Source organism: Flavobacterium sp. 1355 (assembly GCF_017833415.1).
Classification (GTDB): domain Bacteria; phylum Bacteroidota; class Bacteroidia; order Flavobacteriales; family Flavobacteriaceae; genus Flavobacterium.
Window position 1 is genome coordinate 22,263 of sequence record NZ_JAFICC010000014.1, and the last position, 12,937, is coordinate 35,199.

12 protein-coding genes and 1 tRNA gene are annotated in these 12,937 nt (G+C 34.3%); 10 read left to right on the forward strand and 3 right to left on the reverse strand.

The window, feature by feature from the left end:
- Positions 1 to 6 precede the first annotated feature (6 nt).
- Together JOD96_RS17735 and ribD are read right to left on the reverse strand one after the other, a co-directional pair.
- A complete protein-coding gene (locus JOD96_RS17735; RefSeq protein ID WP_209565570.1) occupies positions 7 to 609 on the reverse strand; it encodes an HAD family hydrolase in 603 nt (200 codons plus the stop codon).
- Positions 602 to 1,651, reverse strand: a complete 1,050-nt coding sequence (gene ribD, locus JOD96_RS17740; RefSeq protein WP_209565571.1) for a bifunctional diaminohydroxyphosphoribosylaminopyrimidine deaminase/5-amino-6-(5-phosphoribosylamino)uracil reductase RibD — start codon at positions 1,649 to 1,651, stop codon at positions 602 to 604. The genes JOD96_RS17735 and ribD overlap by 8 nt, the downstream gene beginning before the upstream one ends.
- 141 nt (positions 1,652 to 1,792) lie before the next feature.
- Between ribD and JOD96_RS17745 the strand changes: the two genes are divergently transcribed.
- Positions 1,793 to 2,290: a GNAT family N-acetyltransferase gene (locus JOD96_RS17745; protein ID WP_209565572.1), complete on the forward strand. Its 498-nt coding sequence runs from the start codon at positions 1,793 to 1,795 to the stop codon at positions 2,288 to 2,290.
- Between the two features lie 75 nt (positions 2,291 to 2,365).
- The gene (gene prmC, locus JOD96_RS17750; protein ID WP_209565573.1) at positions 2,366 to 3,220 is read left to right on the forward strand and encodes a peptide chain release factor N(5)-glutamine methyltransferase; all 855 of its coding nucleotides are present in this window, start codon (positions 2,366 to 2,368) and stop codon (positions 3,218 to 3,220) included.
- A 47-nt stretch (positions 3,221 to 3,267) separates the two neighbouring features.
- On the opposite strand, the gene JOD96_RS17755 is transcribed toward prmC, so the two are convergent.
- Complete coding sequence (locus JOD96_RS17755; protein ID WP_209565574.1) at positions 3,268 to 4,512, reverse strand: ABC transporter permease; 1,245 nt, start codon at positions 4,510 to 4,512, stop codon at positions 3,268 to 3,270.
- 181 nt (positions 4,513 to 4,693) lie between these two features.
- Between JOD96_RS17755 and hisS the strand changes: the two genes are divergently transcribed.
- From hisS to JOD96_RS17795, 8 genes are all read left to right on the forward strand, one after another.
- Positions 4,694 to 6,121 carry a histidine--tRNA ligase gene (gene hisS, locus JOD96_RS17760; RefSeq protein WP_209565575.1) on the forward strand — a complete coding sequence of 476 codons (1,428 nt, stop codon included), beginning with the start codon at positions 4,694 to 4,696 and terminating at the stop codon, positions 6,119 to 6,121.
- 119 nt (positions 6,122 to 6,240) lie between these two features.
- Positions 6,241 to 6,311, forward strand: a tRNA-Trp gene (locus JOD96_RS17765).
- A gap of 351 nt (positions 6,312 to 6,662) precedes the next feature.
- Entirely contained in the window at positions 6,663 to 7,241 is a 579-nt protein-coding gene (locus JOD96_RS17770) for a nucleotide exchange factor GrpE (RefSeq protein ID WP_209565576.1), read from the forward strand.
- 89 nt (positions 7,242 to 7,330) lie between these two features.
- A complete protein-coding gene (dnaJ, locus tag JOD96_RS17775; protein WP_209565577.1) occupies positions 7,331 to 8,440 on the forward strand; it encodes a molecular chaperone DnaJ in 1,110 nt (369 codons plus the stop codon).
- A gap of 162 nt (positions 8,441 to 8,602) precedes the next feature.
- On the forward strand, positions 8,603 to 9,532 hold the full coding sequence (locus tag JOD96_RS17780) for an ABC transporter ATP-binding protein (RefSeq protein ID WP_209565578.1): 930 nt from the start codon (positions 8,603 to 8,605) through the stop codon (positions 9,530 to 9,532).
- Positions 9,533 to 9,608: 76 nt separating this feature from the next.
- The gene (locus tag JOD96_RS17785; RefSeq protein WP_209565579.1) at positions 9,609 to 10,925 is read left to right on the forward strand and encodes an ABC transporter permease; all 1,317 of its coding nucleotides are present in this window, start codon (positions 9,609 to 9,611) and stop codon (positions 10,923 to 10,925) included.
- A gap of 113 nt (positions 10,926 to 11,038) precedes the next feature.
- Positions 11,039 to 12,202 carry a sigma-54-dependent transcriptional regulator gene (locus JOD96_RS17790; RefSeq protein ID WP_115846916.1) on the forward strand — a complete coding sequence of 388 codons (1,164 nt, stop codon included), beginning with the start codon at positions 11,039 to 11,041 and terminating at the stop codon, positions 12,200 to 12,202.
- A gap of 45 nt (positions 12,203 to 12,247) precedes the next feature.
- Positions 12,248 to 12,910: a DEAD/DEAH box helicase gene (locus tag JOD96_RS17795; RefSeq protein WP_209565580.1), complete on the forward strand. Its 663-nt coding sequence runs from the start codon at positions 12,248 to 12,250 to the stop codon at positions 12,908 to 12,910.
- Positions 12,911 to 12,937: the final 27 nt, after the last annotated feature.

A 12,937-nucleotide genomic window follows, 5' to 3' on the forward strand; every position in this document is an offset into this window, starting at 1 on the left:
TAAATTTTAAAGTATTTTTTTCTCAAATAAATCAACCACATCTTCTTTACCAACTTGTAAATTCCATACATGAAATCCAAGTGCAGCGGCAGAATCTGTGTTTTCTTTTTTGTCATCTACAAACAAAGTTCGTTTAGGAGACAATTCGTGTTTATTAATTAAGTATTTAAAAGAATCCGGATCCGGTTTTCTTTTTCCGATTTCAAATGAAAAATAAACCTTTTCAAAACATTGGTAAAAATCACTGTAAAAAGAAATTCCACTTTTATTTTCAAAAGTTTCAATATGGATAGAATCAGTATTACTCAATAAAAACAAACGATATTTGCCTGAAAGCATTTGCAGGAATTCTAAACGGTACAATGGAAAATCGGCCAATACGGCATTCCAGGCTGTCAGAATTTCTTCTTTAGAAGCGTTTGGAAGTTGTTTTTGAAAGCCCTCCAAAAAATCATCATGTGAAATTTCTCCAACTTCAAACATAAGATTCAGGCGGGCAAATTCAGAATTCCACTCTTTCATACCTAATTTCTCCAATCCCGAAATCGTAGCTTGTTTATCTAAATTGATAAAAATATCTCCAAAGTCAAAAATTATAGTATCAATCATGATTTCTAATTTGTATTAATTCATCACTTCCGATATTGATCTTAGACGAAATTCCCCCTGAAATCATTGGAGCTTTTGTTCCTTTTCCAAAAGAAATACTTCCTTTAAAAATCCGTGCTTCATCCCAGGCATTCTGATCTATAAAAGTCTGTAAAGTCTGTAAACCGCCTTCTATGATAACAGACTGAATTTGGTTTTGATATAAAATTTCTAAAATTTGAGGGACTATATTTTGGCTAAAATCAATTATCTCAAAGGTAGTATTTTCTTTTCCGCTGACAATTTCAGATTTTGTAAATACAATTGTTTTAACACTGCCATCAAAAACAGAGCTGTTTTTAGGAATTCTGCTATTTTGATCCAAAACAATGCGTACAGGATTGTTTCCGCTCCAGTCCCGAACATTTAATTTTGGGTTATCATCAATCACGGTTTGTGTTCCTGCTAAGATCGACTGTTCCTTACTTCGCCAATTATGAACCAATTGCCTTGAATAAGTATTGGTGATCCAGACTGGTTTTCGGTCCTGATTATTTTCTTTTTCAGGAGCCAGAAACATATCCAGGCTTTCTGCCCATTTTAATATAATATAAGGACGTTTTTTTTGATGAAAAGTAAAAAACCTTTTGTTGAGTTCATTGCACTCTTCTTCTAAAATCCCAACAGTAACATTAGAGCCGGATTCGATTATTTTCTTAATTCCCCTTCCGGCCACTTTTTCATTAGGATCTACAGTTCCTACAACAACATTCGGAATTTTATGCTCTATGATCAGATCGCAGCAGGGAGGCGTTTTTCCAAAATGGCTGCACGGTTCTAAACTGACATAAATAGTAGCTTTTTTTAATAATGACTTATCTTTTACAGATCGTATGGCATTTACCTCTGCATGTGGCTCACCGGCTTTTTTATGCCAGCCTTCGCCAATGATTTTATCCTCGAAAACAATTACACTGCCCACCATAGGGTTCGGATATGTTGTCCCGAAACCATTTTTGGCCAGCTCAATGCAACGTTTTATATATTTCTCATGTATGTTCACAGTGCAAAAATAAGTTATTTTTAATTTTTTGTGCGAATAGTAGCGTGATAGTTATATAATAGTTGTGAAACAATCCAAATAGTTATGAAACTATCGGAAAAGTATTTTTATTTTTGTATAGATATAATGTAAATAAAGGAAATGAAAAATTGGATTATCAGAAAAATAAAGAAAGAAGATAATAAGGCTGTTGCTGCATTAATAAGGTCAGTTTTTGATGAAATGGAAATTCCTAAAGTCGGAACTGCGTATGAGGATCCTTATCTGGATTTGATGTTTGAAGAATACAATAAACCTCAATCCGTTTATTTTGTTGTTGAAAATGATGGTGAAATTGTTGGCTCTGCCGGAATCGCACCTTTGGAAAATGGTGATCAGAAAATTTGCGAATTACAGAAGATGTATTTTTTACCTCAGACCCGAGGTTTGGGCATAGGAAGTGCCATGATGGAAAAATGTCTTCAGGAAGCAAAAGCTTTTGGTTTTGAAAAATGTTATATCGAAACAATGCCTTTTATGCACGCGGCTCAAAAACTTTATAAAAAATCGGGTTTTGAGTATTTAGATGAACCGATGGGATGTACCGGGCATAATTCTTGCCCTGTATGGATGCTGAAAGATTTACAAAATGAATTGTAACAAAATTTGTTTGTAGAATACTTATTTGTGGATTGCAATTGGCTTTAGCCTAAAATTAATGCTCAAACACCCAAAATGAAAATTAAACAATATCGCACTCAGTTTATACAGGAATTATCTCCTTTTTATGATGCATATGAAGCAGAAAGTTTTTTTTACCTGATTCTGGAAAATAAACACAGGTTAAGACAAATTGATCTTGCGCTAAATCACGAACTGACTTTTAGTGAGTCTGATTTTGTGGTTTGGGATTCTATTTTGGAAAAATTAAAAAAAGAAGTTCCGATTCAGTATTTATTAGGGAAAACTCATTTCTATGGTTTGGAATTCGATGTAAACGAAAATGTTTTGATTCCGAGACCCGAAACTGAAGAATTGGTAGAATGGATTATCAATGAAAATTTAAATACTGCAAAATCCAGAAAACTTAAAATATTAGATATTGGGACAGGAAGCGGATGTATAGCAATTTCATTGGCTAAAAATCTTCCAAACGCTGACGTACATGCAATTGATGTTTCTAAAAAAGCTTTGGAAACTGCCAAATGGAATGCCTTAAGTAACAAAGTAAATGTTACTTTTATGTATAAGGATATTTTAGAATTAGAAGCACTAAAATGTGATTTTGATATTATAGTTTCAAACCCGCCATATGTACGTAATTTAGAAAAAGCAGAAATCAAAAAGAACGTACTTGATTACGAACCGCACCTTGCACTTTTTGTAGACGATAATGATGCATTGATTTTTTATAAAAAAATTGCTTTACTGGCAAAAAAGAATCTTGCAGAAAATGGTCAGTTGTATTTTGAAATTAACCAATATCTGAGTAAGGAAATGACAGATTTGCTGGAAGAAATGAATTTTAAAAATATCGATTTAAGAAAAGATATTTACGATAACGACAGAATGATAAAAGGCACTCTCTAGTTTTTAGCCAATACTTTGGCTCTAAACAAATTCCTTAAATATTACAATTATTCATAACGCAAAGCTTCAATCGGGTCTAATTTTGAAGCTTTTATCGCAGGATATAAACCAGAAACAATTGCAACCATAAAACTGGTAGCAAAAGCTGCAAAAATGGCCATCCAGGGAATTACGAATGGAAATCCCATTCCCGATGCAAAAGCAAAACCAACCAGTAAGCCAAGAATAATACCTACGAGACCGCCAATCTGGCCAATCAGTAAAGTCTCAATAAAAAACTGAGTAGCGACAGTAGTTCTTTTAGCTCCTAATGCTTTGCGGACTCCTATTTCGCGTGTGCGTTCTGTAACCGAAACAATCATGATATTCATTAAGGCAATAGAAGAACCAAGAATTGTTATAATGCTGATAATCCAGGAAGCATAGCCCAGATATTTGGTAATTCCCAAAATTCGGTTTATTAAATCATCGCTTCGTCCTACGCCAAAGTTATTGTCACGAACCGGACTTAGTTTACGAACCCTGCGCATAGTACTTATTGCGTTGTCTACTGCATCGTCTAAAAATTCTTTTTTGCTTACCATTACACTCATCGTATAATTTATATTTGGTGCAGTAAATAAAGAGCGCGCTACCTGAATTGGTATTAAGACTCTTAAATCCTGACTGTTTCCAAACGTGGAACCTTTTTCTTTTAATACCCCAATAACTTTAAATCTGGCACCGCGAATTGAAATTATTTTATCAATTGGATTGACATCTTTTAGCAAACCTTTTTCAAAATCAGATCCAACAATGCAGGAATAAGTATTGTTATCGATGTCAAATTGATTAAAACTTCTGCCTAAATTAATTTCTAAACCAGAATTACCTATAAAATGTTCGTCAACACCTACAATAGTAATTTCCGGATCAGTTTTTTGATCTAAATATTTTACCTCTGCATTAGAAGTTGCTGTAAAAGAAAGAGATGTTTCGGTAAGAGGGTATTTGTATTTATTCTTGAAAGCCACTGCTTCCGGGTAAGAAATGATTGGATTTATAATTTCTCTTTCATTCCCGCCACGATTTTTAACATTGCTTTCATATTGATTAATGTTGAAAGTGTTGGCTCCCATTGATGCAAAATTGGTCGAAATCTTATTTTCTAATGCCGTTACAACAGTCAGGATTCCAACAAGGGCAGTAATACCGATAGCGATAATTAATACTGTAAGAATGGTTCGCAATAGTTGGGTTTTGATTGAACCAAACGCAATTCGGATATTTTCTTTGAATAATTTTAGCATCATGACCAATTTGTCACGAAAATACGGTTTTTGTTACAAGTTTGTCTTTCAACTGTCATTATTTATTTTAAAAAATAAGATATTTGCAGACGATTAAAATCAAAAGAAATAATGTTAAAGAGTTTTAGATGTAAAGGTTTCAAAAAAATCTAAAATCTAAAATCAACAATCTAAAATATAAAAGATGGCTTCAAAACCAAGCATACCACAAGGAACAAGAGATTTTTCGCCAGCAGAGGTGTCAAAACGTCAATATATTATTCAGACGATAAAAGCTAATTTTGAGAAATTTGGTTTTCAGCCAATAGAAACTCCTTCGTTCGAAAATTCAGATACCCTGATGGGGAAATATGGAGAAGAAGGGGATCGTTTGATTTTTAAAATATTGAATTCAGGTAATTTTTTCTTCAATAAAAATAAAATTGAATTACCGGAATCTATTGAAGCCCTGCAAACTAATTCTGCCGAAACCATCGATTTAAATCAAAGAATTGAACTGAATAAATTTACAGGAAAAATTTCTGAAAAAGCATTGCGTTACGATTTGACAGTTCCGTTTGCAAGATACGTAGTACAGCACCAAAACGAAATTGAATTTCCTTTTAAAAGATATCAAATTCAGCCGGTTTGGAGAGCTGATCGCCCGCAAAGAGGACGATACAGAGAATTTTACCAATGTGATGCTGATGTTGTAGGTTCAAAATCATTATGGCAGGAGGTAGAATTGGTTCAGTTGTATGACGCTGTTTTTACTTCTTTAGGTTTAGAAGGCGTAACTATTAAAATCAATAACAGAAAAATATTATCCGGAATTGCCGAAGTCATTGGAGCTTCAGATAAATTAATTGATTTTACAGTCGCCTTAGATAAACTAGATAAAATTGGTGAAGATGGTGTAAAAAAGGAAATGATTGAAAAAGGTATTGCAGAAGAAGCTCTGGTTAAAGTGCAACCGCTTTTTAATTTTACAGGAACTTTTACAGATAAAATAAATCAACTTTCTGATTTATTAGCTTCATCAGAAATTGGAATGAAAGGTGTTGAAGAGCTTAAATTTATTTGTGACAATGTTGCAGTTTTAGGATTATCAACAGCGATACTAGACCTTGATGTGACTTTGGCACGCGGTTTAAATTATTATACAGGAGCAATTTTTGAAGTGGCGGCACCAAAAACCATAAAAATGGGTTCAATTGGCGGAGGCGGAAGATACGATGACTTAACGGGTATTTTTGGTTTAAAGGATATGAGTGGTGTTGGAATCTCTTTTGGTCTGGATCGTATTTATTTGGTTTTAGAAGAATTGCAATTGTTTCCTGAAACTGTGTCAGCAACTTCAAAAGCAATATTTATCAATTATGGTGATAAAGAAGCTTTGTATGCTTCACAGGCAATTCAGAAATTGAGAAAAGAAAATATAAAAGTAGAATTGTATCCTGATAATGTAAAAGTGGGAAAACAATTTCAATACGCCGATAAACGCCTGATTCCGTTTGCTGTAATTGCAGGCGATCAGGAAATTGCATCGAATTCTTATTCGCTTAAAAATTTAGTTTCGGGCGAACAGGTTTCTGTAGATTTTGAAGGATTGAAAAATGCTTTGTTAGGTTAATTGTTTGGAACGAAGGTTTTTGCCGAAACTGTACAGATTTAAAGGGTTTTCTTTTTAAATCTCTGCCTGAAATAGTTGCCAGGGACGGAAAAAAACTTTTAATTTGCCGACCTTAAGTTACGGGCGTAGTTCAAGGGTAGAATAGCGGTCTCCAAAACCGTTGATGGGGGTTCGAATCCCTCCGCCCGTGCAATTAGCAATGCTTATTAAATCTTTGTAAGGGACTTTAGAGGATACAATAAAATAGAATAAAAAAAGCTTCGCCTAAATGCAGACGAAGCTTTTTTTTAATATAAGGTAAACTTGAATTAATAATTATTTATAAAGCCGAGGCTAACCCTTAAATTCAATTTTGATAGGTAACAATTTAGTTTCCAACTTTGGAATTCAAATATACTACAAACTCAAACGTAATAGTCTTAAAATTATACTAAATTTTTTAAGTGTATTTTTGTTTTTAAAGTGCTCAATTTAAATATAGTGACAATTTGACATTTTAAAAGATTTGGCAGTACTTTTGCAATCTAAAAGAAGAATAAAAATGAAGTTTAAGAATATTTTTAAAAATAAAAGTAATATGACTACGGAAAATACAGAATTCGATCAGGAATTAGACGATGTAACGTTAGAGAACAATGCCAACGGAGAACAGTTAATTGTTGAAGAATTAAGTGTTGAAGAGCAATTGGCTCAAGACTTGGCAAAGGAAAAAGATAAGTTTTTGAGATTATTTGCCGAATTTGAAAATTACAAAAAAAGAACTTCAAAAGAACGTATCGATTTGTTTAAAACTGCAAATCAGGAAGTTTTGTTAGCCATGCTTCCTGTTTTGGATGATTTTGACAGAGCGACAGTAGAAATCAACAAGTCTGACGATGACAATTTGAAAAAAGGAGTAGAATTGATTCACGAAAAACTAAAAAGCACTTTGGTTGCAAAAGGTTTAGAGCAAGTTGAAGTAAGAGCGGGTGATGCTTTTAATGCTGACTTTGCAGAAGCAATTACTCAAATTCCTGCACCTTCTGAAAAATTGAAAGGTAAAATTGTTGATGTTATAGAAAAAGGATACAAATTAGGAGACAAAATTATTCGTTTCCCTAAAGTAGTAATCGGAAACTAAAAAGAAAATTAGATTCCTGAGCTCAATTAATAAAATTGAATTTTGGAATTTATCCAGATAATTATCAGGATTGGAATTTAATCTAAATTATGAAAAAAGATTTTTACGAAATACTTGGCATTTCAAAAAATGCCGATGCTGCCGAAATTAAAAAAGCGTATAGAAAAAGCGCGCTGAAATATCACCCTGATAAAAATCCGGGCGACAAAGAGGCAGAAGAAAACTTTAAACTGGCGGCAGAAGCGTATGAAGTTTTAAGTGATCCGAACAAAAAAGCTAAATACGATCAATACGGACATCAGGCATTTGATGGTTCCGGAGGATTTGGCGGTGGTCACGGCGGTATGAATATGGATGACATTTTCAGCCAGTTTGGTGACATTTTTGGTGGCGGATTTGGAGGTTTCGGCGGAGGCGGAGGCGGTCCTCGTCGCGCCAAAGGAAGTAATCTTAGAATTAAAGTTAAATTAACTTTAGAAGAGATTGCAAATGGAGTTGAGAAAAAAGTAAAAGTAAAACGTAAAGTTCAGGCAAAAGGAGCTACATACAAAACTTGTACTACTTGTAATGGTCAGGGTCAGGTGATGCGTGTTACAAACACCATTTTAGGAAGAATGCAATCTGCATCTACATGTCCGACTTGTGGTGGTTCTGGACAAATTTTAGATAAAAAACCTTCTGAGGCAGATGCTCAGGGAATGGTAATAGAAGATGAAACAGTATCAATAAAAATTCCTGCCGGAGTAGTGGACGGAATGCAGCTTAAAGTTTCTAACAAAGGAAACGATGCACCAGGAAACAGTATTCCAGGAGATTTGATTGTTGCCATTGAAGAATTAGAACACGAATTCCTGAAACGTGAAGGAGAAAATATCCATTTTGACTTGTATATTAGTTTCCCTGAAGCTGTATTAGGAGTTTCTAAGGATATCGAAGCCATAAACGGAAAAGTTCGTATTAAACTGGAAGAAGGAATTCAGTCTGGAAAAATCTTAAGATTAAAAGGAAAAGGTATTCCAAGTATCAACGGTTACGGAAGTGGTGATTTACTGGTTCACGTAAATGTTTGGACTCCAAAAACATTAAACAAAGAACAAAAGCAATTTTTTGAAAACGCTTTAAACGACGATCACTTTGCTCCGAGTCCTGAAAAATCAGAAAAATCATTTTTTGAAAAAGTAAAAGATATGTTTTCATAATCGGACTTTTTCTAAAATGTTAAAATAATTTTAAAAAACCCATCCTAAGATAAATATAGGATGGGTTTTTTGTTGAATAGTAATAAGTTTCGCTTCGAATTATTTACTTTTACACACGCAGACCGCAAAAGGTCAAACTGACGCAGAAATTCTAAAAATAGCATGAGCAACTTACTCGAAGTACATAAAGTCGTAAAACAATACGGCGACTATGTAGCGCTTAACGAAGTTTCATTAAATGTTCCCAAAGGAAGCATTTATGGACTATTAGGTCCTAATGGAGCCGGAAAAACTTCTCTGATTCGAATTATAAACCAAATAACGCTGCCGGATAGTGGTGAAGTGATTTTGGATGGAGAAAAATTACAGCCAAAACATGTACAGACTATTGGATATCTTCCGGAAGAAAGAGGTTTATACAGCACAATGAAAGTGGGAGAGCAATGCCTGTATCTGGCACAAATGAAAGGACTTTCTAAAGCTGAAGCTAAAATACAGTTGGAATATTGGTTCGAACGTTTAGAAATTCAAGGCTGGTGGAATAAAAAAATCCAGGAACTTTCTAAGGGAATGGCGCAAAAAATTCAATTCGTGGTTTGTGTTTTGCATAAACCAAAGTTGTTGATTTTTGATGAGCCTTTCTCCGGTTTTGACCCTGTAAATGCCAATATCATTAAGGATGAAATTCTGGCATTAAAAGAACAAGGTTCAACAATTATTTTCTCGACGCACAGAATGGAAAGTGTAGAAGAACTTTGTGATCATATTGCCCTAATCCATAAATCAAACAAATTAATCGAAGGTAAAATTGGCGATGTCAAACGCCAGTTTAAAACAAATAGTTTTGAGGTCGGAATTCTGACAAACAATGTAGAAGGCTTGATGTATGACATAACACAAAAATTTACCGTTTCACAGGCCAATTTCAAAACGCTTAATGACGATTTAAAATTAAATATCGAAATAGGAAATGCTGCCCCAAATGAATTACTAAATGTTCTGACACAACGTGGACAAGTAACTCATTTTGTAGAAAAAATTCCGAGTATAAACGATATTTTTATTCAAACGGTTACTGAAAATAAAAAATAAAATTTCAAAAAATAAATTCCAAATTCCAATTTAGAGTTGATAAATTGGAATTTGGAATTTGAAAATTAAAATATTTATGAGCATCATTTCGCTGATTATAAAAAGAGAATTTATTGCCAAAGTCCGCAATAAATCTTTTGTTGTCATGACATTTTTAAGTCCGTTATTGTTTGTGGCCATTGCAGGATTTATTGGTTATCTAAGCTCGATGAAGGCAGAAACCAAACGAATCGCAATTCATGATGAAACAGGTTTGTTTGCAGATGATTTTGTCAAACAGAACAAAAAAGACGCAGAATATAAATATCTGAATTTATCAGAAATAAGTGTAACGGCATTAAAGGACAGTATAGCCAAAGAAAATTTTAGCGGTTTACTGGTGATTCCAAAAACAAATAACGAAAAGGATCTTGAATCAAAAATTGATTTTATTTCCAATAACAGTCCAAGTATTTCCTTTATTGAAAACACTCAGGATGTAATAGCTTTAAAAATTACCAAAATCAATTTAGAAAAAGCCAAACTCGACACTTTATCAATTCAGAAAGCGCAGGCAAATGTAAATATTCATCTGGCTAAAGCATCAGGAGAAGAAAGTTTAAAAGGCTTAAATGAGATTAAAATAGGGATTGGCGGCGCATTTGGTTATCTTATCATGATGTTTATTATCATTTACGGAAACATGGTAATGAGAAGCGTCATAGAAGAAAAAACAAACAGAATTATCGAAATTATTATTTCGTCTGTAAAGCCATTTCAGTTAATGATTGGTAAAATTGTCGGAACTTCTCTTGCCGGATTACTGCAATTTACAATCTGGGCAATTATAGGTTTGGGGTTAATGTTTGCCGCTTCATCATTTTTTGGTGTAAATGTTGGCCCAACAGCTAGAATTTCTCCCGAAATGATGCATTCAGCCCAACAGGAATTCTCGGGTTCAGCACAAATGTATATCACCGAATTATGGAACCTGCCAATTGCCAGTATTTTAATTGGTTTTGTAGTTTATTTTATCGGAGGATACTTTTTATATAGTTCATTTTATGCCGCAATTGGGGCAGCAGTAGATAACCAGACAGATTCCCAGCAGTTTCTTTTACCGATTATCATGCCGCTTATTTTGAGTGTTTACATTGGTTTTTTTACTGTAGTAAACGATCCACACGGTACAATAGCTGTCGTGTTCTCAATGATTCCGTTAACATCCCCAATCGTAATGCTCATGAGACTTCCGTTTGGAGTGCCGTGGTGGCAAATAGTGATTTCGGTATCATTATTGTTTGCAACCTTTTTCCTTGTGGTTTGGTTCGCAGCAAAAATTTACCGCGTCGGTATTTTAATGTACGGCAAAAAACCAACATGGAAAGAATTGTATAGATGGCTTAAATATTAACTTTTAAAGTTGCTAAGTTACTAAGGTTCTGAGATGCTAAGATTTTCTTAGTTTCCTGATAATAAAAGCCCTTAGAACCTTAGCAGCTCAGAATCTTAGCACCTTAAAAAGAAATGAGTAAAATATTAATTATAGAAGACGAAGCAGCGATCAGAAGAGTTTTGGTGAAAATTTTATCTGAAGAAAATGACACTTATCAGGTTGATGAAGCCGAAGACGGTGTTGCAGGTCTTGAGAAAATAAAAAACAACGATTACGATTTGGTTTTATGTGACATTAAAATGCCAAAAATGGACGGTGTTGAGGTTTTAGAAGAAGTAAAAAAAATAAAACCAGAGATTCCGATGGTTATGATTTCCGGTCATGGCGATATGGAAACGGCAATTCACACCATGCGTTTGGGAGCTTTTGATTATATTTCAAAACCACCGGATTTAAACCGATTATTGAATACAGTTCGTAATGCTTTGGATAAAAAACAACTTGTAGTTGAAAATAAAATCTTAAAGAAAAAAGTCAGCAAAAATTACGAAATGGTTGGCGAAAGCGAAGCCATCAGTCATATTAAACTAATGATTGATAAAGTAGCCCAAACCGAAGCCAGAGTTTTAATCACAGGTCCAAACGGAACCGGAAAGGAATTAGTGGCACATCAATTACATGAAAAAAGCGAACGTGCTAATTTTCCTTTGATTGAAGTAAACTGCGCCGCTATTCCGAGTGAATTAATAGAAAGCGAATTGTTCGGTCACGTAAAAGGCGCTTTTACATCGGCAGTTAAAGATCGTGCAGGAAAATTTGAAGCAGCAGACAAAGGAACTATTTTCCTAGATGAAATAGGTGACATGAGCCTTTCGGCGCAAGCCAAAGTACTACGTGCACTTCAGGAAAGTATGATAACCAGGGTAGGAGCCGAGAAAGATATAAAAGTTGATGTGCGCGTAGTAGCGGCGACCAATAAAGATCTGAAAACAGAAATTGCAGAAGGTCGTTTTCGTGAAGATTTGTACCATAGACTAGCTGTTATTTTAATCAAAGTTCCGCCATTGAATGAAAGACGGGATGACATTCCTGCTTTGATTAGACACTTTGCCGAGAAAATTGCTTCAGAACAAGGAAATGTTGTTAAAGTATTTTCGCAGCCAGCCATAAAATTATTGCAGGAATATGATTGGACCGGAAACATTCGTGAGCTCCGAAATGTAGTCGAAAGGTTAATCATTTTAGGCGGAAACGAAATTTCTGAAACCGACGTAAAAATGTTTGCAAGCAAATAGTGATTCTGGAATCTAAATTCTAAAATCATAAATCTAAAATAGAAAATGAAACTAAAAAAAATAAACGAGAAATTACAAGACGCATTAATTGAGAATGGATTAACTGAAGCAAACATATTGCAGCAGGAAACTTTTTCGACTATAAAAAGCGGTGCCGACTGTATTGTTCTTTCTCCCGCAGGAAGCGGAAAATCAACTACAATAGTGCTAAATGTAATTCAGCAATTGGCAGGAAAAGTAGAAGAATCTCCAAGGGCTTTGATTATTGTAGAAGACAAAACGAAAGTTTTGGAAATGGTAGAACTTTTTGCGAAATACGGAAAATATACTAACCTTGAAGTTTATGGTGTTCACGACAAAGGAGATATGGATTACGATAAAAACTATATTTCAACCGGAATAGATGTTTTGATTGGGACACCAAATAAATTGAGCGATATGTTTACAACCGCCGGTTACAACGTAAATCGTTTAAAAATGTTTATTCTGGATGATGCAGATCCGATTTTGAAACTGCGTCACGAAACCAAAATCATGCGTATTTCTAATAGTATCACCAAAGTACAGCGAATTATTTTTGCAGAAGAACTGACAGAGCGTATTGAAATTCTGGCAGATAAAATGTTGCTGGAACCTTTTCTTTTTGATATGGATGAAGAAGGAGATGAAGAACTTGACGAAGAAGAAGATCAGATTCAAGAGGAGTAAATCGGAATCATAAATCTACATGGAAAT

Bases quoted from the DNA above. Each gene is read 5' to 3' on its own strand.
- dnaJ (WP_209565577.1), top strand. From the start codon at position 7,331: ATGAAAAAAGATTTTTACGAAATACTTGGCATTTCAAAAAATGCCGAT.
- JOD96_RS17790 (WP_115846916.1), top strand. From the start codon at position 11,039: ATGAGTAAAATATTAATTATAGAAGACGAAGCAGCGATCAGAAGAGTT.
- JOD96_RS17785 (WP_209565579.1), top strand. From the start codon at position 9,609: ATGAGCATCATTTCGCTGATTATAAAAAGAGAATTTATTGCCAAAGTC.
- JOD96_RS17780 (WP_209565578.1), top strand. From the start codon at position 8,603: ATGAGCAACTTACTCGAAGTACATAAAGTCGTAAAACAATACGGCGAC.
- JOD96_RS17755 (WP_209565574.1), bottom strand. From the start codon at position 4,512: ATGATGCTAAAATTATTCAAAGAAAATATCCGAATTGCGTTTGGTTCA.
- JOD96_RS17745 (WP_209565572.1), top strand. From the start codon at position 1,793: ATGAAAAATTGGATTATCAGAAAAATAAAGAAAGAAGATAATAAGGCT.
- prmC (WP_209565573.1), top strand. From the start codon at position 2,366: ATGAAAATTAAACAATATCGCACTCAGTTTATACAGGAATTATCTCCT.
- hisS (WP_209565575.1), top strand. From the start codon at position 4,694: ATGGCTTCAAAACCAAGCATACCACAAGGAACAAGAGATTTTTCGCCA.
- JOD96_RS17795 (WP_209565580.1), top strand. From the start codon at position 12,248: ATGAAACTAAAAAAAATAAACGAGAAATTACAAGACGCATTAATTGAG.
- JOD96_RS17770 (WP_209565576.1), top strand. From the start codon at position 6,663: ATGAAGTTTAAGAATATTTTTAAAAATAAAAGTAATATGACTACGGAA.
- JOD96_RS17735 (WP_209565570.1), bottom strand. From the start codon at position 609: ATGATTGATACTATAATTTTTGACTTTGGAGATATTTTTATCAATTTA.